Origin of the sequence: Streptomyces sp. R41, assembly GCF_041053055.1 — a bacterium.
Taxonomy (GTDB): Bacteria; Actinomycetota; Actinomycetes; order Streptomycetales; family Streptomycetaceae; genus Streptomyces.
On the sequence record NZ_CP163443.1, the window covers coordinates 9886124 to 9904865 of the forward strand.

At 70.3% G+C, this 18742-nt stretch carries 17 protein-coding genes; 13 read left to right on the forward strand and 4 right to left on the reverse strand.

Translation table 11 applies throughout. The annotated features are described in order from the left end of the window. Nucleotides 1-162: 162 nt before the first annotated feature. The 10 genes from AB5J53_RS44965 to sigJ all read left to right on the forward strand — a co-directional run bounded on the left by AB5J53_RS44965 (nt 163) and on the right by sigJ (nt 10990). Complete coding sequence (locus tag AB5J53_RS44965) at nt 163-1680, forward strand: sugar ABC transporter ATP-binding protein (protein ID WP_369251331.1); 1518 nt, start codon at nt 163-165, stop codon at nt 1678-1680. Beyond that, entirely contained in the window at nt 1677-2717 is a 1041-nt protein-coding gene (locus AB5J53_RS44970) for an ABC transporter permease (RefSeq protein WP_369251332.1), read from the forward strand. The genes AB5J53_RS44965 and AB5J53_RS44970 overlap by 4 nt, the downstream gene beginning before the upstream one ends. Continuing rightward, nucleotides 2710-3723, forward strand: a complete 1014-nt coding sequence (locus AB5J53_RS44975; RefSeq protein ID WP_369251333.1) for an ABC transporter permease — start codon at nt 2710-2712, stop codon at nt 3721-3723. The genes AB5J53_RS44970 and AB5J53_RS44975 overlap by 8 nt, the downstream gene beginning before the upstream one ends. Before the next feature lie 32 nt (nt 3724-3755). Continuing rightward, nucleotides 3756-4838 carry a rhamnose ABC transporter substrate-binding protein gene (gene rhaS / locus AB5J53_RS44980; protein WP_369251334.1) on the forward strand — a complete coding sequence of 361 codons (1083 nt, stop codon included), beginning with the start codon at nt 3756-3758 and terminating at the stop codon, nt 4836-4838. Nucleotides 4839-4854: 16 nt separating this feature from the next. After that, nucleotides 4855-5175: an L-rhamnose mutarotase gene (locus AB5J53_RS44985; protein ID WP_369251335.1), complete on the forward strand. Its 321-nt coding sequence runs from the start codon at nt 4855-4857 to the stop codon at nt 5173-5175. Between the two features lie 16 nt (nt 5176-5191). After that, nucleotides 5192-6610, forward strand: a complete 1419-nt coding sequence (locus AB5J53_RS44990; RefSeq protein WP_369251336.1) for a BNR repeat-containing protein — start codon at nt 5192-5194, stop codon at nt 6608-6610. Between the two features lie 76 nt (nt 6611-6686). Continuing rightward, nucleotides 6687-7712 (forward strand): LacI family DNA-binding transcriptional regulator, encoded by a 1026-nt coding sequence (locus AB5J53_RS44995; RefSeq protein ID WP_369251337.1) that lies wholly within the window; start codon nt 6687-6689, stop codon nt 7710-7712. A 134-nt stretch (nt 7713-7846) separates the two neighbouring features. Beyond that, the gene (locus AB5J53_RS45000; protein WP_369251338.1) at nt 7847-9157 is read left to right on the forward strand and encodes an alpha/beta fold hydrolase; all 1311 of its coding nucleotides are present in this window, start codon (nt 7847-7849) and stop codon (nt 9155-9157) included. 57 nt (nt 9158-9214) lie between these two features. Beyond that, complete coding sequence (locus AB5J53_RS45005) at nt 9215-10048, forward strand: enoyl-CoA hydratase/isomerase family protein (RefSeq protein WP_369251339.1); 834 nt, start codon at nt 9215-9217, stop codon at nt 10046-10048. 51 nt (nt 10049-10099) lie between these two features. Next, on the forward strand, nt 10100-10990 hold the full coding sequence (gene sigJ, locus AB5J53_RS45010) for an RNA polymerase sigma factor SigJ (RefSeq protein ID WP_369251340.1): 891 nt from the start codon (nt 10100-10102) through the stop codon (nt 10988-10990). Between the two features lie 3 nt (nt 10991-10993). Here the strand turns inward: sigJ and AB5J53_RS45015 are convergent, their stop codons facing one another. Next, nucleotides 10994-11869: an SDR family oxidoreductase gene (locus AB5J53_RS45015; RefSeq protein ID WP_369251341.1), complete on the reverse strand. Its 876-nt coding sequence runs from the start codon at nt 11867-11869 to the stop codon at nt 10994-10996. 51 nt (nt 11870-11920) lie between these two features. Further along, a complete protein-coding gene (locus AB5J53_RS45020; protein ID WP_369251342.1) occupies nt 11921-13054 on the reverse strand; it encodes a serine hydrolase domain-containing protein in 1134 nt (377 codons plus the stop codon). Nucleotides 13055-13670: 616 nt separating this feature from the next. Here AB5J53_RS45020 and AB5J53_RS45025 point away from each other — a divergent pair. Next, the gene (locus tag AB5J53_RS45025; protein WP_369251343.1) at nt 13671-14525 is read left to right on the forward strand and encodes a pentapeptide repeat-containing protein; all 855 of its coding nucleotides are present in this window, start codon (nt 13671-13673) and stop codon (nt 14523-14525) included. Here AB5J53_RS45025 and AB5J53_RS45030 read toward each other — a convergent pair. Next, nucleotides 14487-15971 carry a cytochrome P450 gene (locus AB5J53_RS45030; protein ID WP_369251344.1) on the reverse strand — a complete coding sequence of 495 codons (1485 nt, stop codon included), beginning with the start codon at nt 15969-15971 and terminating at the stop codon, nt 14487-14489. The genes AB5J53_RS45025 and AB5J53_RS45030 overlap by 39 nt on opposite strands. A gap of 108 nt (nt 15972-16079) precedes the next feature. On the opposite strand from AB5J53_RS45030, the gene AB5J53_RS45035 reads away from it, so the two are divergent. Both AB5J53_RS45035 and AB5J53_RS45040 read left to right on the forward strand, forming a co-directional pair. Continuing rightward, the gene (locus tag AB5J53_RS45035) at nt 16080-16688 is read left to right on the forward strand and encodes a TetR/AcrR family transcriptional regulator (RefSeq protein WP_369251345.1); all 609 of its coding nucleotides are present in this window, start codon (nt 16080-16082) and stop codon (nt 16686-16688) included. Nucleotides 16689-16807: 119 nt separating this feature from the next. Further along, nucleotides 16808-17533 (forward strand): DUF2470 domain-containing protein, encoded by a 726-nt coding sequence (locus AB5J53_RS45040; RefSeq protein ID WP_369251346.1) that lies wholly within the window; start codon nt 16808-16810, stop codon nt 17531-17533. On the opposite strand, the gene AB5J53_RS45045 is transcribed toward AB5J53_RS45040, so the two are convergent. Further along, a complete protein-coding gene (locus AB5J53_RS45045; RefSeq protein WP_369251347.1) occupies nt 17501-18733 on the reverse strand; it encodes a lactonase family protein in 1233 nt (410 codons plus the stop codon). The two genes, AB5J53_RS45040 and AB5J53_RS45045, sit on opposite strands and share 33 nt — an antisense overlap. Nucleotides 18734-18742 lie beyond the last annotated feature (9 nt).

Below are 18742 nucleotides of genomic sequence, written 5' to 3' on the forward strand. Positions count from 1 at the left end.
AAATACCGCTCTCCGTGACTCGGTTGTGACCTTTGGCTATCGAAAATTTCGACCCGTACCCATTGACGTGACCTGCGCTACCTGCCTAACGTCCCGGCAACCTAGTTGAAACCTTTCACGACGTCGTGAGGCCGACCCGCCCGCGTCGTTGAGGAGCCCCTAATGACCCACCAGTCCGACGCGGGTCCGGCCCCCGTGCTGGCGCTCAAGGACATCTCGAAGTCCTTCGGCGCCGTACGAGCCCTGCGGGACGTGTCCCTGGAACTGTTCCCCGGCGAAGTGCACGCGCTCGCCGGAGAGAACGGCGCGGGCAAGTCGACCCTCATCAAGACGCTCGCCGGCGTGCACCGACCGGACGCCGGTCAGGTGCTGCTGGACGGCGAACCCACCGTCTTCCACGGTCCCGCCGACGCCCGCGACGCGGGCATCGCGGTGATCTACCAGGAGCCCACGCTCTTCCCCGACCTGTCGATCGCCGAGAACATCTTCATGGGCCGCCAGCCTCGGCGGGCCCTCGGCCGTATCGACCACAAGGCCACCCACGCGGCGACCGCCGCCCTGATGAAGCGCCTCGGCGTGGAACTCGACCCCGACCGCCCGGCGCGCGGCCTGTCCATCGCAGACCAGCAGATCGTCGAGATCGCCAAGGCGCTCTCCTTCGACGCCCGCGTCCTGATCATGGACGAGCCGACCGCCGCCCTCACCGGCAGCGAGGTGGCCCGCCTCTTCGGCGTCGTGCGCACCCTGCGTGAGCAGGGCTCGGCGGTGCTGTTCATCTCGCACCGGCTGGAGGAGATCTTCCAGATCTGCCGGCGGGTCACGACCCTGCGGGACGGAGCCCTGATCTCCAGCGAACCGATCGACGGCATGACCGAGGACGACCTCGTACGCCGGATGGTCGGCCGCGATCTCGACGAGCTCTACCCCAAGCAGGACGTCGAGGCGGGCGAGGTCGCGCTGAGTGTGCGCCGCCTGACCCGCGAGGGCATCTTCACCGATGTGTCGTTCGACGTGCGACGCGGCGAGATCGTCGGTCTCGCCGGGCTCGTCGGAGCCGGGCGCACCGAGGTCGCCCGGGCCGTCTTCGGCGTCGACCGCTGGGACGCCGGTGAGGTGGAGGTCGACGGCAGGAAACTGACGAACGGAGCGCCCTCCACGGCCATGGCCGCCGGGCTCGCCCTCGTACCCGAGGACCGGCGCGCCCAGGGCCTGGTGATGGACATGTCCATCGAGCGCAACATCGGGCTCACCGGGCTGCGGACGACGGTCAAGGCGGGCCTGATGGACCGCGGTGCCGAACGCAGCCGCTCGCTCGACTGGGCGGTCAAGCTCCAGGTGAAGTACGCGCGGATCGCCGACACCGTGTCGACCCTGTCCGGTGGCAACCAGCAGAAGGTCGTCCTCGCCAAGTGGCTCGCCACCGGCCCGAAGGTGCTGATCGTCGACGAGCCGACCCGCGGCATCGACGTCGGAACGAAGGCCGAAGTGCACCGGCTGCTCAGTGAGTTGGCCGCCGACGGCGTGGCCGTCCTGATGATCTCCTCCGACCTGCCCGAGATCCTCGGCATGGCCGACCGCGTGCTGGTGATGCACGAGGGCCGGCTCACCGCCGAGATCCCACGCACCGATGCCACCGAGGAAGTCGTGATGGCCGCAGCCACGGGGAGGGCAGCCGCATGACGGTGACCGCACCCAACCCCGCCCCCGCCGCCGAGGTGCCCAAGTCGAGCGGCACCCGGCTGGTGGACCGCGTCTTCAAGATGCGCGAACTCGCCATCCTGCTCGTCTTCCTGGTGATGATCGCCATCACCCAGATGGGCAACAGCCAGTTCCTGTCCGAGCAGGGCATCAAGGACCTGCTGCTGAACGCGACCATCCTGGTGCTGGTCGCCACCGGTCAGTCGCTGGTCGTGATCAGCCGGAACGTCGACCTGTCGGTCGGTTCGACGCTGGGCATCAGCGCCTTCGCCGCCGGTACCTATCTGCAGGGCGGCGGGAACTCCGTCGTCGCGGTGGTCCTGGCCGTGCTGCTCGGCATCGGCTGCGGACTGGTGAACGGGCTGCTCGTGAGCCTCGGTCAGGTGCCCGCGCTCGTCGTCACCCTCGGCACGCTCTACATCATCCGCGGCATCGACTCGATCTGGGTCGGGTCCCGGCAGATCACCGCGGCCGGCCTGCCGGACGGATTCATCGACTTCGGTTCCGGCGGTCTCTCGGCCGTGCCGTGGCTGGCGATGATCGCGCTGGCCGTGCTGGTCGCGACGGCGTACTACCTCAAGCACTTCGGCAGCGGACGCGAGCTGTACGCACTCGGCTCCAACCCGGAGGCCGCGCGGCTCGCGGGCATCCCCGTCCGCAAGCGGATCCTGACCGCGTACACCTTCTGCGGAGCCCTCGCGGGTCTGGCGGGCGCGCTGTACCTCGCCCGGTTCGGCAACGTGGACTCCGGCACCGGCAACGGCTACGAACTCACCGTCGTCAGCGCGGTCGTGGTCGGCGGTGTCGTCTTCACCGGCGGCTCCGGCAGCGTCTACGGAGCCGCTCTCGGCGCGCTGCTCCTCACCTCCATCAACAGCGTGCTGCCGGCCCTCGGCGTCAGCTCTGTCTGGGTGCTCGCCATCAACGGCATCCTGCTCATCCTCGCCATCGCGGTCGACCGGATCGTGGCGCTGCGCGTGGCCTCCGCCCTGAAGAAGAGGAACGCCCGCCATGGCTGACTCCGCTCTCGCGCGCGCCGTCCGCTGGGACACGGTCGTCGGCGCCCTCCTCATCGTCGTCCTGCTGCTGTCCTTCGGGACCGTGGACGGCTTCGGCAACGCCCTCAACCTGTCGTTCCTGCTCGGCAACACCCTGCCGATCGCACTGATCGCCCTGCCGATGACCCTGCTCGTGGTGGCCGGGGAGATCGACCTGTCCGTCGCCTCCACGGCCGGCCTTTCCGGCGCGGTGATGGGCGCCCTGTGGAACCAGGGCATGACGATCGAGGTGATCATCCCGCTGTGCCTGCTCCTGGGCGTGGTGTGCGGGCTGATCAACGGCCTGTTGGTGACCCGGCTCGGGCTGCCGTCCCTCGCCGTCACCATCGGCACCCTCGCCGCCTACCGGGGCATCGCGCAGATCGTGCTCGGCTCGGACGCGGTGACCGACTTCCCCACGCAGTACCTGGACTTCGCGGCCGGACGCATCGGGAACACCTTCCTCCCGCAGGCGTTCCTGCCCTTCCTGGTGCTCCTCGCGATCGCCGTGGTCGTGCTGCACGCCACGCCGTTCGGCCGCTCGCTCTTCGCGGTCGGAGCCAGCGAGGAGGCGGCCCGGTTCGCGGGCATCCGCGTCAAGCGGCACAAGCTGATCCTGTTCACCGCGACAGGATTCATGGCCTCCCTCACCGGCATCTTCTGGGCGCTGCACTACGCCAGCGCCCGCTACGACAACGCCACCGGTCTCGAACTCTCCGTCGTCGCGGCCGTGTTGCTCGGCGGCATCGACTTCGACGGCGGCAAGGGCACGCTCGGCGGCGCGGTCGCGGGAGTCTTCCTGCTCGGCGCGCTGCAGAACGTGATGAGCCTCCAGGATGTCTCCGCCCAGTCGCAGATCGTCGTCACCGGCGTCCTGCTCGTCCTGTCCGTGCTCGGCCCCCGGGTGGCACGGCAGATCTCCGTCGCGAGGGCTGGGCGCAGAGCCGCCTCGGCGCCGCTGCCGAAGGCGCCCACTCCGACCTCGTAACCGCTCGCTCACCCTCGTAAAGGACGTACGCCATGCGCAAGTCATCCATCCGCCGCAGCTGCGCGGCCCTCGCCGCAGTCACCTCGTTCGCCCTGGCGGCCACCGCCTGCGGCGGCACCACCAAGAACGATGTCAAGGAGGACAGCGGTTCGGCCGCCTCGGCCGGCAAGGCCGACCCCAACGCCGCCACCAAGAAGGGCCTGACCGTCGGCTTCCTGCCCAAGCAGGTCAACAACCCGTACTTCACCTCCGCCGACAAGGGCGGCGAGAAGGCCCTGACGGAGCTGGGCTCCAAGTACAAGGAGGTCGGCCCGAGCAGCGCCACCGACACCTCCGGCCAGGTCAGCTACGTCAACACGCTGACCCAGCAGCAGGTCGACGCGATGGCCGTCTCCGCGCAGGACCCGGGCGCCCTGTGCACCGCGCTCAAGCAGGCGATGACGAACAAGATCAAGGTCGTCACCTACGACTCCGACACCAAGACCGACTGCCGCAACGCCTTCGTCTCGCAGGCCAGTGCCGAGGACCTGGGCCGCACCGAGGTGCAGCTGCTCGCCGAACAGATCGGTTACAAGGGCGAGATCGCGATCCTGTCCGCGGCGCAGACCGCGACGAACCAGAACACCTGGATCGACTTCATGAAGGACGAGCTGAAGGACCCCAAGTACAAGGACGTCAAGCTGGTCAAGGTCGCCTACGGCAACGACGACGCCCAGCAGTCCTTCCAGCAGACCCAGGGCCTGCTCCAGGAGCACCCGAACCTCAAGGGGATCATCTCCCCGACCACCGTCGGCATCAAGGCGGCGGCCCAGTACCTGTCCGGCTCGAAGTACAAGGGCAAGGTCAAGCTGACCGGCCTCGGCACCCCCAACGACATGCGCAAGTACGTCAAGAACGGCACGGTCGAGGCTTTCGAGCTGTGGGACCCGGCGAAGCTCGGCGAGCTGGCCGCGCGTACCGCCGTGGCGCTGTCGTCCGGGCAGATCACCGGCAAGGAGGGCGAGACCTTCAAGGCCGGTGACATGGGCTCCTTCACGATCGGCAAGGACGGCGTGATCAGCCTGGGCAAGCCGACCGTCTTCAACGCGAAGAACATCGACCAGTTCAACTTCTAGTTCGGAGCGGTACTTCATGCAGCGCGTCTGTTTCCTGCTCAAGGTCCGCGAGGACCGGCTCGACGAGTACCGCGAGCGGCACGCCGCCGTGTGGCCCGAGATGCTCGAAGCGCTCTCGGCCACCGGCTGGCACAACTACTCGCTCTTCCTGCGCGAGGACGGCCTGCTGGTCGGCTACTTGGAGACCGAGGACTTCGCGGCCGCACAGGCCGGCATGGAGGCCACCGACATCAATGCGCGTTGGCAGGCGGAGATGGCGCCGTTCTTCGAGTCGCTGGACGGCGCCAGACCCGACGAGGCCATGAAGCCTCTCACCGAAGTGTTCCACCTAGCCTGACCAGGAGCTCCGCACGATGAGACGACGCACACTGCTCGCGACGGCGCTGCTGGGCGCGGTGGCCGGCCCCGGTCTGAGCGCCGGTACGGCGCGGGCGGCCGACCCCGGCCCCTCCGTCACGCCGACCGGCACCACTCGACTCGACGCCCAGGCCCTGTTCTTCGTCTCCTACGACGGCCTGGTCAACAACAACTCGTTCCAGAAGAACGGGCTGTTGACCTACAAGGGCTACCAGTACGCGGCCTGGTACACCACGGACCGCAGCGCTGTCGTCGCCCGCCGGGCGCTCGGCGCGTCCAGCTGGTCCACGGTCACCCTCGCCCACCAGCTCAAGAGCTCCGACTCGCACAACGTGATCTCGATGGGCGTGTCCAGGACCGACGGCCGGCTGCACCTCAACATGGACTCGCACAGCGACGGCTTCTTCTACGTGAAGTCCGTGGCCGGGCTGCTCGACAACGCCCCCGCGTGGACTTCTGCGGTCTTCGGTGCCGTACAGACGAGCCTCGACGGGCTCGCGCTCACGACGCAGTTCACCTATCCGCAGTTCATCTCGACCCCGGAAGGCAAACTCCAGCTCAGCTATCGCGTCGGCATCTCCGGAAACGGCCGCAACGCCCTGGCGGAGTACGACGGTTCGGCCTGGACCGCGCTCGGCGAGTGGTCGAGCTCCACCGGGACGTACACCAGCGCGCACGGCTCCAGCACCGCCCGCAACATGTATCTGCACGGCATCGACTACGACGCGGGCGGCCGACTGCACTCCTTCTTCACCTGGCGCGAGCAGAACGGCGCCGTGATGTGCAACAGCGGCGGCATCACCAACCACGACACGGGCTACGTCTACTCCACCGACCGCGGCCGCACCTGGCGCAACGACGCGGGCACCCTCGTCGGCACCACCGGAAGCTCCGACACGGTCGCCGTCACCGACGCGGGACTCGTCGTCGACTCCCTCAACCCGGACCACTCCCTCATGAACCAGGAGAGCCAGTCCACCGACTCCACCGGCCTGCCGCACGCGATCATCAGCTATGTGCCCGGCCGCTTCGGCCAGTGCACCACCAACTACGTCACCGACCGGACGAACAACGGCCGCGCCTTCCACCTCCGCAAGAACTCCTCGGGCACCTGGACGAAGACCGAGATCCCGATCGCCCTGAATTCCAGCCAGCGCACCAAGCTGGTGCTCGACAAGTACGACAACGCCTACGCGATCATGCCGTTCGGCCGGATCGCCGGCGCCTCGAAGGCCTCCGGATACACCGACTGGACGCTCCTGTACGACGGCAGCGGTCTGAACGCTTTCGGCGAGGTCGTGATCGATGAGACGCGGGTCTCGCAGGATGGAATCCTGTCGTTCATGTACCAGGAGAAGTCCAGCGGTACGACGCCCTCGCCGCTCCATGTCGTCGACTTCCGGCTGCCCTCGTGAGCGTCGTTACCGGCGGGCACGCGGGTAATGTGATGGCCTGCCCGCCGCTTCTCGTTCCCCTGGAGGTTCCCGCCTGATGGCCCAGTCGGTGGGTATCAAGGACGTCGCCCGTGCCGCCGGAGTCTCCGTCGGCACGGTGTCGAACGTGATCAACCGCCCTGACTCGGTCGCCTCCGAGACCCGGGCCCGCGTGCTGTCCGCGATCGACCGGCTCGGCTACGTGCGCAGCGAATCGGCGCGTCAGCTGCGGGCGGGGCGCAGCCGGATCATGGGCCTGCTCGTCCTCGACATGGGCAACCCGTTCTTCGTGGACGTGGCGCGCGGCGCCGAGCGCGCCGCGCGGGACGCCGGGCTCGGCGTGATGGTCTGCAACAGCGCGCAGAGCTCGAGCGAGGAGGCCGACTATCTGTCGCTCTTCGCCGAGCAGCGGGTGCGCGGGGTACTGCTGACGCCCACCGACGCGAGCGGACGCAACATCGAGGCGTTCCGCCGCAACGGCATTCCCTTCGTGCTGGTCGACCGCGTCGCCGAGGGCACCACGGAGTGTTCGGTCTCCGTCGACGACGTGGCGGGTGGCGCGCTGGCCGTACGGCACCTCGTGGACGCCGGTCACCGTTCCATCGCGTACGTCAGCGGGCCGCCCGGACTGAACCAGGTCAGGGACCGCCGCACGGGCGCGCTGAACGCCCTGGCCGAGGCCGGACTCGGCCCGGACAGCCTGCGCGAGCTGCCCACCGAGCGCCTGGATGTGGCCGCAGGGCGCGACGCCGGCGCCCGGCTGCTTGGCCTCGCCGAGCGCCCCACCGCCGTTTTCTGCGCCAACGACCTGCTCGCGCTCGGCGTCCTGCAGGCCATGTACGCGGCGGGGGTCGGCGTGCCCGACGACCTGGCGATCGTGGGCTACGACGACATCGAGTTCGCGGCCGCCGCGGCCGTCCCGCTCACCTCCGTACGCCAGCCGGCCGTGACCATGGGCGCCCTCGCCGCCGAACTGCTCCTGGAGGAGATCGAGACGGAGACCGCGCCGGCGCCGCACGAACACCGGCGGGTCGTGCTCCAGCCGGAATTGGTGGTGCGTCGCTCGAGTCTGTCGGCGCGCTGAGCGCTTGTTCAGTTCCTGTCGACCGGAGGGCTGAGCCGCTGTTCAGTAGATTTTCTTGATCCCGGGCGCCGCGGCCTGAGGAACATGTGCTCAACTGGGACGCAGCCTGGAATCCGTTCGTCTCGGGAGCCCTGTTGACCGTCAGCTACCGCCAGCCCGGTGTCGTCCTCACCGACCACCGCTTCACCGTGCCCCTCGACCACGACGACCCGGCGGGGGAGAGCATCGAGCTCTTCGCCCGCGAGGTCGTCGCGAGCGACAGGGCCGACAAAGCACAGCAGGACCTCCCCTGGCTGGTCTACCTCCAAGGCGGCCCCGGCTTCGGCGCCAACCGCTTCGTCGGCAAACAGGCCTGGCTCGGCCGTGCGCTGAAGGAGTTCCGGGTGCTGCTCCTCGACCAGCGCGGCACCGGCCACTCCACGCCCGCCAACCGGCAGACCCTTCCGCTGCGCGGCGGCCCGCGCGAACAGGCCGAGTACCTCGCGCACTTCCGCGCCGACGCCATCGTCCGCGACTGCGAGGCCATCCGCCCCCGGCTCACCGGCGGCGCCCCCTGGACCGTACTCGGCCAGAGCTTCGGCGGCTTCTGCGCGGTGCACTACCTGTCCACCGCGCCGGAGGGGCTGCGGGCCGCCGTCATCACCGGTGGGCTGCCCTCGCTCGACGGGCATGCGGACGACGTCTACCGGGCGGCGTATCCCCGTATCGAGCGCAAGGTCGCCGCGCACTACGCGCGCTATCCGCAGGACGTCGAGCGGGCCCGCCAGATCGCGGAGTACCTCCTGCAGCACGAGCCGGTCCTCAACGGCGGCTACCGCCTGACCGTCGAGGCCTTCCAGTCGCTCGGCATCGTCCTCGGCGGCAGCGAGGGCAGCCACCGGCTGCACTACCTCCTCGAGGAGGCCTTCGTCCGCACCCCGCAGGGCCCGGCCCTCTCCGACGCCTTCCAGGAGGACGTACAGGGCCTCCTCTCGTACGCGGGCCACCCCCTGTACGCCCTCGTCCACGAGGCCTGCTACGCCCAGGGCGACCGCCCCACCGCCTGGTCCGCCGAGCGGGTACGCGCCGAGTTCCCGCAGTTCGACGCGGCCAAGGCCCTCGCGGACGACGGACCGCTGCTGTTCACCGGCGAGTCCGTGCACCCCTGGACGTTCGAGACCGACCCGGCGCTGCGCCCCCTGCGCGAGACCGCCGAGGAACTGGCCGCCCGGAGCGACTGGCGGCCGCTGTACGATCCCGCCCGCCTCGCCGCCAACGAGGTGCCGGTCGCCGCGGCGGTCTACCACGACGACATGTACGTCGACGCCGAGCACTCCCTGCGCACCGCGCGCGCCATCCGGGGCCTGCGCACCTGGGTGACGGACGAGTTCGAGCACGACGGGGTACGGGCCGGCGGGCCGCGCGTGCTGGACCGGTTGCTGGCGTTGACGCGCAACGAGGTCTGAGATCTCCGAGGGGCCTCTAGGATTCTGACGAGCCGTCAGAATCCTTGGGGGGCACGGATGATCGACACCACGCGGACGGACATCCCGGAGGGTGAGGAGCGGCTGCGCCTCGACGTCGAGGACGGCATCGGTGTCCTCACCCTCTGCCGCCCGGCGAAGCTCAACGCGTGGAGCTGGGAGTCCACGCGTCAACTCGGCCTGTTCGCCGGCCGGATCCGCTTCGACGAGTCGATCCGGGTGGTCCTGCTGCGGGCCGAGGGGCGGGCCTTCTGCGCGGGGATCGACGTCACGGCGCCGGGCGGCGCGATCACCGGCCGATCCGGGGCGGAGCGCGCCCGCCACTACTACGAGGGCATCCGCTGGGCGCACGAACGGTTCGCGGCCTTCGCACGGCTGCCGCAGCCCGTTGTCGCGGCGGTACAGGGGTACTGCCTGGGCTTCGGATTCGAGCTCGCGCTGATGGCGGACGTCCGGATCGCGTCCGACGACTCGGTGTTCGCGCTGCCGGAGGCCCAGCTGGGGGTCGCGGTCGACGCGGGCGGTGATCTGCGGATCGCGCGCGAGGCGGGCGCGGGATGGGCGAAGCTGCTCGCGCTGACGGGGCGCCGCCTGGACGCCGTCACTGCCGAGCGCCTCCACCTCGTCCAACTTCTGGTCGCACCCGACGAATTGGACACGGCGGCCCGCGCGGTCGCCGCCGAGATCGCGGCCAACGCGCCCCTCGCGGTCCAGGGGATCAAACGCGACATCGACGGGTTCGCGGACGCCGGACTCGCCGCGGCCCTCGACCGTACGGCGATGTCGGCGGCACTCAGCCTGACCTCGGACGACTCGCGCGAGGGATACGGGGCGAAGGGCGCCCGCCGCCTGCCTCGCTTCGAGGGGAAGTGATCGGCATGTTTTGATCGGGCACTGTTCTGCACTACGGAGGATGGGGCACCGATGCACGACAGCGAACTCCTCGCGGACCGGTTCGAAGAGCACCGCGGCCACTTGAGAGCGGTGGCCTACCGGATGCTCGGCTCGCTCACCGAGGCGGACGACGCCGTCCAGGAGGCCTGGCTGAAGCTCAGCCGCACCGACGCCGACGAGGTCAGAAACCTCGGGGGCTGGCTGACCACCGTGGTCGGCCGGGTGTGCCTGGACATGCTGCGCTCGCGCGCGTCGCGCCGCGAGGAGCCCATGGACGCCTTCGTCCCCGACCCGGTCGTCAGCCCTTTGGCGCGGATCGACCCCGAGCAGGAGGTGCTGCTGGCCGACTCGGTCGGGCTCGCCCTCCTCGTGGTGCTGGAGACGCTGGAGCCCGCCGAGCGGCTCGCGTTCGTCCTGCACGACATGTTCGCGGTGCCCTTCGACGACATCGCGCCCGTCGTCGGCCGTTCCTCCGCCGCGACCCGCCAGCTCGCCAGCCGGGCCCGGCGCCGGGTGCAGGGAGCCGCTGCGGAGCCCGAGCGCGACGTCACCCGGCAGAAGAAGGTCCTCGACGCCTTTCTTGCGGCCTCGCGCGGCGGAGACTTCGAGGCCCTCGTCTCCGTCCTCGACGCCGACGTCGTGCTGCGCGCCGACTCGGGCCCGCTCGTGGGCGGAGCGGCCGCCTCCAAGGTGGTCCGTGGCGCGGCGGCCGTCGCTCAACAGGCGCTCACCTTCGCGCGGTTCGCGGCGTCCTCGCGGCTCGTGCTGGTCAACGGTGAGGTGGGCGTCGTCGCGACCGTCGACGGACAGCCGATGTCGGTCATGGGCGTCACCGTCGCCGACGGGAAGATCGTCGCAATGCACATCCTGGCCGACCCCGAGCGGCTCGCGCGGCTCGACCTCGGGGAGCTGGGCGACTGACCTTCAGCCGGTGAAGGGCCCCCGCCCCAGCTGGTCCCGCACCGCCACCACCGGCTGGCTGACGAGCCCCCTGCGCTGCCAGTTCGCACCGTCCACCACCAGCGTGTGGCCGGTGATGAAACGGGCGTAGGGGGACGCCAGAAAGGTGGCGGCCCAGCCGAGTTCGCGCGGCGCGCCGACCCGGAGGGCGGGCTGGCGCGCGTCGTGGGCGTCGGCCCGGTCCAGCCGGCCCCGAATGTCGTCGGTCATGTCCTCGTGCGGCATCAGCCCCGGCACAAGACCGTTGACCTGGATGCCGTACGGCCCCCACTCCACGGCCAGCGTCCGGACGAGGTTCTGCACCCCCGCCTTGGCCGCCGCGCTGTGCGCGAAACCGGGGCCGCCCGTCCAGGCGTACGACGCGCCGACGTCGATGATCGAACCCGGTGTGCCCGCGGCGAGATGACGCCGGCCGAACTCGCGGGTCATCAGGAACGTCCCGGTGAGCGTGATGTCGACGACCGCCCGCCAGGCGTTCGGGGACATGTCCTCGGCGGGGACGGGGAAGTTCGCCGCCGCGTTGTTGACCAGCACGTCGGGCAGTGCGCACGCGTCGAACACCTCGGCGATCCGCTCCGGGTCCCGTATGTCGCACACGGCTGTGGTCACTCGCGTGCCCAGCTTCGCCAACTCCTCCTGTGCGGGGGCCAGATGCTCCTCGCGGCGACTGACGATCACCAGATCGGCCCCCAGCCGGGCGAACTCCGCCCCGATCGCCTTGCCGAGTCCGGTGCCGCCGCCGGTGATCAGTACGAGCGAGCCGTCGTACGTCCCGGCCGGGAGCGCGCTCGCGCCCAGCGGGGGAGGCACGGGGAGCCCGGAGAGCAGTGTGTCGTCCATGGCGGCCTCGATACCCGGTGTGCCTCCAAACCTCCAGGCATGAGGCGGGATTCAACGGCGCACGGCGTCGTGGAGCGCCGCCAGCAGATCCAGGGGCCGCCGGTCCGGCCACACGGCGCTCGTGCGGTTCATCGCGTACGAGAACCCGACCCGGCTGCCGGGCCAGGCGCCGTGCCGTGATCCCCACGCCCCGGCGTGCCCGAAGGCGTCGGGCGCCGGGCCGAAGAGGCCCAGCTCTGTCTGCAGCTCGAAGCCCGCCGCGTACGCCATCGGGCTGTTCCACAACGGCTCGGTGCCGCGCCGCAGTTCGCGCCGTCCGAGTTGTACGGTCGCCTCCTCCAGGACGCGGACGCCGTCCAGTTCGCCGCCCCGGGCGAGGCAGGCGTAGAAGCGCGCCATCGAACGGGCCGTCACATGGGCGCCCACGGCGGGGACTTCGGACCGGCGGAACGCGGCGCTGTTCCACAGGGCGGGCGCGTCCGCCGCGGCGAGGGGATTGCGGGTCAGGACGCGCAGCGGATCGTCGCCCGGAGGCGGTACGAGGACGCCCGGACCCGCGAGCGTGGTGGCGACCCGGTGATGCTCCTCGTCCGGCAGCCCGAGCCACACGTCCAGACCGAGCGGCTCCGCGAACTCGTCGGCGAAGAAGGCCCCGGCGCTCCGCCCGTCGACGCGGCGTATCAACTCGCCCGCCAGCCAGCCGTAGGTCTGCGCGTGATACACGAACGCGGCGCGCGGATCGTCCGCGGGCGCCTGCGAGGCGAGCAGCCCGGCCATGTGTACTGGGTCGAGGAACTCCTCGTTGTCGAACGGGACTTGGACGCCCGGCAGGCGCGCCTGGTGCGACATGATCTCGGCGACCGTGATCCCGGCCTTGCCCGCCGCGGCGAACTCCGGCCAGTAGCGGGCGGCCGGGGTGTCGAGGTCCAGTTGGCCGCGCTCGACGAGGAGGAGTACGCAGGCGGCGGTGAGGCCCTTGGCGCCGGAGAAGACGAGCTGCAGGGTGTCCACGCGCCAGGGGCGGCCGCTGTCCGGGTCGGCTGTGCCGCCCCACAGGTCGACGACCGGTTCTCCGTCCCGGTACGCGGCGAAGGCTGCGCCCGCCTCCTCGTGCTCCTTGAAGTTGCGGCCGAAGACCTCCGCGACCGCCTCGAAACCGGGGGCTGTGTGGCCCTGGATGTCCATCGTTCCGTCACCTCGGGATCGATCGGTGGGGCGGGGCGAGTGCGTGCCTGGCGGGTGTGGGGTTTTTCGCCCCCTCCGCCCCTACCCGTCCCGACCAGCCTTTCGGCTGCGGGTGTGTGGGGGCTTGTCGCGCAGTTCCCCGCGCCCCTTTAGGGGCGCGGGGAACTGCGCAATCTTTTGAGCGGGGGTCTGGGCAAACAATATCTTTTTTACCAACATAAATATACCCAACCCCCCCCCCCAATTTCCTCCAGTATATTAATTCTTATCCTAAATAATATATTCCCTTTTTCCCCCCCCTTATATAATATTATTTTGTCCCTATTTTATCTTTCTCTCTTTCCCTATTTTAAAAATATACCCCCCCCATATAATTTTTTTTTTCTCTTCTTTTTCTTTCCCCCCCCCCCAGCTCCTTTTCCACCTATATTTCTCCCCCTCTTTTGAGCGGGGGTCTGGGGGCGCAGCCCCCAGGGACGGGACGGGTAGGGGCGGAGGGGGCGAAATCCACTCGCCCAGGCATGGCGGAGAGGCTACCGACCGATGCAGTAATGGTCCAGACCATGTGCCATCGGTCCAGTTCAGACCGCCCCTCCCGGCTCAGTACGCTGGGGCCATGCAAGAAGACAGCGGAACAGTCCAGGACCGGCTCCTCGATCTGCGCGCCGACTGCGGATCGTGCTTCGGGCTGTGCTGTGTCGCCCTGCCCTTCGCCCGCTCGGCGGACTTCGCGATCGACAAGGACGCCGGGAAGCCCTGTCCGAACCTGGCGACCGACTTCCGGTGCGGCATCCACACACAACTGCGCCAGAAGGGCTTCACGGGCTGCACGGTGTACGACTGCTTCGGCGCCGGGCAGAAGGTGTCGCAGGCCACCTTCGGCGGTGAGGACTGGCGCTCGGGCTCGCGAGAGCACGCCCGGCAGATGTTCGACGTGTTCCCGGTCGTACGCCAGCTCCACGAACTGCTCTGGTACCTGAACGAGGCGCTCACGCTTTCCGCCGCCCGCCCGGTGCACGCCGATGTCCGCCGCGCGCTCGACAAGACCGAGCGGCTCACCCGCCAAACCCCCGAGGAACTCGCGGAGTTGGACGTGGCCGCGCACCGGCAGGAGGTCAATGTGCTGCTGCTGCGGACCAGCGAACTCGTGCGCGCGGGCGCCGGCCGCGGAAGGAAGGCCCGTCCCAAGGACCGCCGCGGCGCCGACCTCATGGGCGCCCGTCTCAAGGGAGCCGACCTGCGCGGCGCCAACCTGCGCGGCGCCTACCTCATCGCCGCCGATCTGACCGGCGCCGATCTGCGCGGCGCGGACCTGATCGGTGCCGACCTGCGCGACACCGACCTCACGGACGCCGATCTGACCGGCGCGTTCTTCCTGACCCAGCCCCAGCTGAACGCGGCCCGGGGGAGCGCCGGCACCAGGCTGCCGGAGTCAGTCACCCGCCCGGGCCACTGGGCGGGCCGGCACTGAGTCCGGTGCGGGCGCGCGGCGTTCGAGGTGCAGGCGCAGCCCCTCCGGCATCAGCGTCAGCCGCTCGGCCACCCGCAGCCGGTAGTCCGGGTCGGCCCGCAGTTCGTAGCGGCGCAGCAGCAGGCCGAGGACCAGGGTCGCCTCGTGCAGCGCGAACTGGCGGCCGATACAGGCCCGCGCCCCGGTGCCGAACGGCTTGAAGGTGTGCCCGGGCCGGGCCCGCACCGCCTTCGCGTCGAAGCGGTCCGGGTCGAACTTCTCGGCGTCGGCGCCCCACACGTCCGGATCGCGGTGCAGCATCGCCGTCAGGACCAGTGCCCACGCGCCCTGCCGCATGGGATGGACGCCGCCCAGCACCGTGTCCTGCCGGGCCTCGCGCGCGAAGGCCGGCGCCGTCGGCCACAGGCGCAGCGACTCGTCGAGGACCCGGCGGACATAGCGCAGCTTGGCGACCTGGTCGTAGCCGGGCCGGTCCGTGTCGCCCCAGACGCGGTCGACCTCGGCCCGGGCGCGCGCGGCGACGTCCGGGTGCCGGGAGAGGTAGTGCAGGGCGAAGGAGAGTGCACCGGACGTGGTCTCGTGGCCGGCGATCAGGAAGGTGATGACCTGGCGGCGGATGTTCTGCGGCGCCAGCCGTTCCCCGGTCTCCGGGTGGGCGGTCTCCAGCATCCGGTCGAGCAAGTCCCCCTCCCCGCTTGAGGATTGACGGTCCTTCACCACCGCATCGACCGTGCGATTGAGATACGCCATGTCCGCCTCGTTGCGACGGGAGGCGCCGCGCATGAGCAGCGGAGCCATCGGCGCGGGCACGGCATTGAGGCGCTGCGCGTACGTAAGGGTGCCCACCATCGCGTCCACGAAGGGATGCGGCCGGGAGCGCTCGAAGGAACCGAAGTCATGACCGAAGCCGGTCCGGGCGATCGTCTCCAGCGTCAGCTTCGTCATGTCGCCGGGTACGTCCACGCTGCGCCCCGCCGCCTGCTCCCGGTCCCAGCGGTCCGTCAGCCGCTCGGTCACGGCCAGCATCATCGGGTGGTAGCCCTCCATCGCCTCACGGCTGAAGCCGGGGGCCAGGACGTCGTGCGCCAGCTGCCAGTTGGGCTCGTGGTTGTACGCCGTGAACAGGCCGTCCCCGGCCACCGGGCGGAGATTGGCGACCCCCAGGCCCACATGCTTCGCGAACCGCGTCTCGTCCGCCAGCTCGGCCGCGAGATCCGCGCCCCAGACGAAGACGATCTCCTTGCCGAAGATCTTGCGCCGGAAGATCGGCCCGAGCAGGCGGCCGAAGCGCATCGAGTCCTGGAGCGGCGAACGGACATTGACGCCGAGCACATCGCCCAGCAGCGGGACACGGCGCGGTGGATGCGGAATGCGGTGCAGCTCCGGCCAGCCCAGCTCCGCGCTGCGGAACCCCTTGGGCAGTGCGGCCCCCGTCGTCTCCGCCATGACGCCATCTCCTTCGTGCCTGCGGCAGTTCGAATCTGTTGTACGTGGGTTCAATAACGGATTTCAGTCTCGTCCCGTTGTTGAACCCACGTCAAGTAAAGTGCGGGCATGGCCGGGAAACAGGGGGAGCGCCCGCGTCGGCGGCTCAGCACCGAGGAGCGCCGGGAGCAGTTGCTGTCGGTCGGGGCCTGCCTGTTCTCGGAGAGCCCGTACGACGACGTGTGGATCGAACAGGTCGCCGAGATCGCCGGAGTCTCGCGCGGGCTGCTGTACCACTACTTCCCGACGAAACGGGACTTCTTCGCGGCCGTCGTCGAGCGTGAGAGCAAGCGGATGCTGCGGATGACCGCGGCCGTGCCCGGAATCCCGGTCCGCCGGCAGCTCGGCGCGGGCCTCGACACCTTCCTCGGATACGTCGAGGAGCATGCGCACGGCTTCCGCGCCTTCCACCGCGCCGACGCGGCGGGCGACCAGGCCGTGCGCAAGGTCTATCAGCAGGCGCTGGCCGCACAGGAGCGGCAGATCCTGGAGGCGCTCGCCGCGGACCCCGAACTCGGCTGGGCGCCGGAGGACCGCCCCGAACTCCGCATAGCCGTCCGGGGATGGCTGGCCTTCACCACGGCCGTGTGTCTGGAGTGGCTCAGAGGGGCGGAGCTGACCCGGGAGCAGGTGCGCGATCTGTGCGCGCGAGCGCTGCTGGGCGCGATCGCACCCTGAGCCGACTCCCGCTCGGCGGGGCCGCAGGCTGAACAGGGTGCTCACAGGGTGGCGAGGCCTGGTTGGCGTACACCCGGATCTTCGATAGGTTAGGCAAGCCTTACCTAAGGAGGAATCTGATGGGTGACCGTCACACCTGGACGGCCGCGCCCGCCGCGGCGGAACGTGCCCGCTCGGTGCTCGCCGCGGCATGGTCCTGCGCGGTGACCGCCGAGGGCGGCCGGGAGGAGTTCGTCGGCGCGCACACCGTCGCCGCGGACGGCCGGGTGCTCCTGCACGTGCCGGAGGACAGCGTGCTGCTCGCGACGGCGATCTGCGCACCGCGCGGCGAGCCGTCCGCCGTCCTCGAGTTCGCCGACGTCGCGCCCGTTCCGCTGCGCAACCGGATTCGCGCCCGGCTGTGGCTCGCCGGCTGGTTCGTCCCCGAGGACGGGCACCTGGCGTTCCGGCCGACGCGTGCGGTGCTGCGCCAACCGTCCGGGACGGTCGTGCTCGACCTCGACGAGTTCGCCGACGCCCGGCCCGACCCGCTCGCGACGGCCGAGGCCACACTGCTGACCCACCTCGCCGATGCCCACCCCGACGCGGTCGAGCGGCTCACCCGCCTCGTCGAACCGGACAGCCTGCACGGCGCGGTGCGCGTCCAGCCCCTCGCCGTAGACCGCCACGGCCTCACCCTGCGCATCGAGCGGGCGCGCGGCAACGGCGACGTACGACTGCCCTTCCACTCACCAGCCGACGATGTCGCCGAGCTCACGGAACGCATGCACGTCCTGCTCACGCAGGCCGGCTCCACCGCCTGCCCCCGTGCCCTACAGCGGCAGCGCACAGACGGCGACGGGTGAGGCGAACGGCTCGCCCGCTAGCAGGAGTTCGCCGCTCTTGCCGTCGACATGGAAGACGCTGACCGTGCTCGACTTCTGGTTGGCGGCGAACAGCAGCCGCCCGTCCGGGGAGAACGCGATGTGGCGCGGGAAGTCGCCGCCCACCGGCACGGTGTCCAGGAGCCTCAGGCGGGCGCCGTCCGCCTCGATCGCGTAGCGCGTCAGGCTGTTGTGCCCGCGGTTGGCGAGATAGGCGTACGACCCGTTCGACGTCACCAGGATCTGTGCCGGGTAACTCGTGCCCGCACCCGTGCCCGTGGACTGCGCCGGGCCCGGAGTGAGCCGCCCGGTCGCCGGGTCGTAGGCGCAGACGGCCACGGTGTTGTCGACCTCGTTGGCGAGGTAGGCGTAGCGGCCGCCGGGGTGGAACGTGAGATGGCGCGGGCCGGCGCCCGGCCGCGTATGCGCCTGGGAGACCTCCGTGAGCGTGCCCTTGGACTGGTCGAGGCGGTAGCTGTAGACGGTGTCGGTGCCCAGGTCGACGGCGAGCACATGGCCGGCGTCGGGGCTGGTGATGAACTGGTGGGCATGCGGGCCCTGTTGGCCCGGGCCGGGCGCGGGGCTGGAGTGCGTGACGAGATCAGTGCGCTCGCCGAGCGCGCCCGAGGCGTCGATGGGGTGCACGGCCACGCTGCCCGAGCCGTAGTTCGCGCTCAGCAGCCAGCGCCCGCTCGGATGCACGGACAGATGGCAGGGGGCCGCGCCTCCGGTGCCGCGCGTGCCGAGCACCTTGTTCTTCGGCAGCCCTACGGCCGTCACACCGCCCTCCTCCCGCTCGTCGACGGCGTACAGCGTGCGGCCGTCCGGATGCAGCGCGAGATACGACGGGTCGCCGACGCCCGTGATGGTGCCGGCGGCGGTGATCCCGCCCGTCGTGGGGTCGTAGCCGGCGAGGCCGATGCCGGTGCCGCCGCCGTCGACCGAGGTGTACGTGCCGAGGAAGAGCGGGCGTGGTCCGGAGCGGTGGGCGGGGGACGGGGAGGAGCCGGTTGTGGGAGCTGTAGGCGTTGTCGGTGTCGTGGAGGCGACTGCGCGGTCCGCCCGGGGCGTGGCCGGTGCCGGGACCGTCGTCACCGCGACGGCTCCCGCAAGCACCCCGACGAAGCGGCGCCTGGTCCAGCCGCCGCCCGGGCCTCGCGCCGGGTCTGCACCACTGCTCATGCCTGCACC

Excerpts from the sequence above, each read along its gene's own strand:
- AB5J53_RS44965 (WP_369251331.1), top strand. The coding sequence starts at position 163 with ATGACCCACCAGTCCGACGCGGGTCCGGCCCCCGTGCTGGCGCTCAAG.
- AB5J53_RS44970 (WP_369251332.1), top strand. The coding sequence starts at position 1,677 with ATGACGGTGACCGCACCCAACCCCGCCCCCGCCGCCGAGGTGCCCAAG.
- AB5J53_RS44975 (WP_369251333.1), top strand. The coding sequence starts at position 2,710 with ATGGCTGACTCCGCTCTCGCGCGCGCCGTCCGCTGGGACACGGTCGTC.
- rhaS (WP_369251334.1), top strand. The coding sequence starts at position 3,756 with ATGCGCAAGTCATCCATCCGCCGCAGCTGCGCGGCCCTCGCCGCAGTC.
- AB5J53_RS44985 (WP_369251335.1), top strand. The coding sequence starts at position 4,855 with ATGCAGCGCGTCTGTTTCCTGCTCAAGGTCCGCGAGGACCGGCTCGAC.
- AB5J53_RS44990 (WP_369251336.1), top strand. The coding sequence starts at position 5,192 with ATGAGACGACGCACACTGCTCGCGACGGCGCTGCTGGGCGCGGTGGCC.
- AB5J53_RS44995 (WP_369251337.1), top strand. The coding sequence starts at position 6,687 with ATGGCCCAGTCGGTGGGTATCAAGGACGTCGCCCGTGCCGCCGGAGTC.
- AB5J53_RS45005 (WP_369251339.1), top strand. The coding sequence starts at position 9,215 with ATGATCGACACCACGCGGACGGACATCCCGGAGGGTGAGGAGCGGCTG.
- sigJ (WP_369251340.1), top strand. The coding sequence starts at position 10,100 with ATGCACGACAGCGAACTCCTCGCGGACCGGTTCGAAGAGCACCGCGGC.
- AB5J53_RS45015 (WP_369251341.1), bottom strand. The coding sequence starts at position 11,869 with ATGGACGACACACTGCTCTCCGGGCTCCCCGTGCCTCCCCCGCTGGGC.
- AB5J53_RS45020 (WP_369251342.1), bottom strand. The coding sequence starts at position 13,054 with ATGGACATCCAGGGCCACACAGCCCCCGGTTTCGAGGCGGTCGCGGAG.
- AB5J53_RS45025 (WP_369251343.1), top strand. The coding sequence starts at position 13,671 with ATGCAAGAAGACAGCGGAACAGTCCAGGACCGGCTCCTCGATCTGCGC.
- AB5J53_RS45030 (WP_369251344.1), bottom strand. The coding sequence starts at position 15,971 with ATGGCGGAGACGACGGGGGCCGCACTGCCCAAGGGGTTCCGCAGCGCG.
- AB5J53_RS45035 (WP_369251345.1), top strand. The coding sequence starts at position 16,080 with ATGGCCGGGAAACAGGGGGAGCGCCCGCGTCGGCGGCTCAGCACCGAG.
- AB5J53_RS45040 (WP_369251346.1), top strand. The coding sequence starts at position 16,808 with ATGGGTGACCGTCACACCTGGACGGCCGCGCCCGCCGCGGCGGAACGT.
- AB5J53_RS45045 (WP_369251347.1), bottom strand. The coding sequence starts at position 18,733 with ATGAGCAGTGGTGCAGACCCGGCGCGAGGCCCGGGCGGCGGCTGGACC.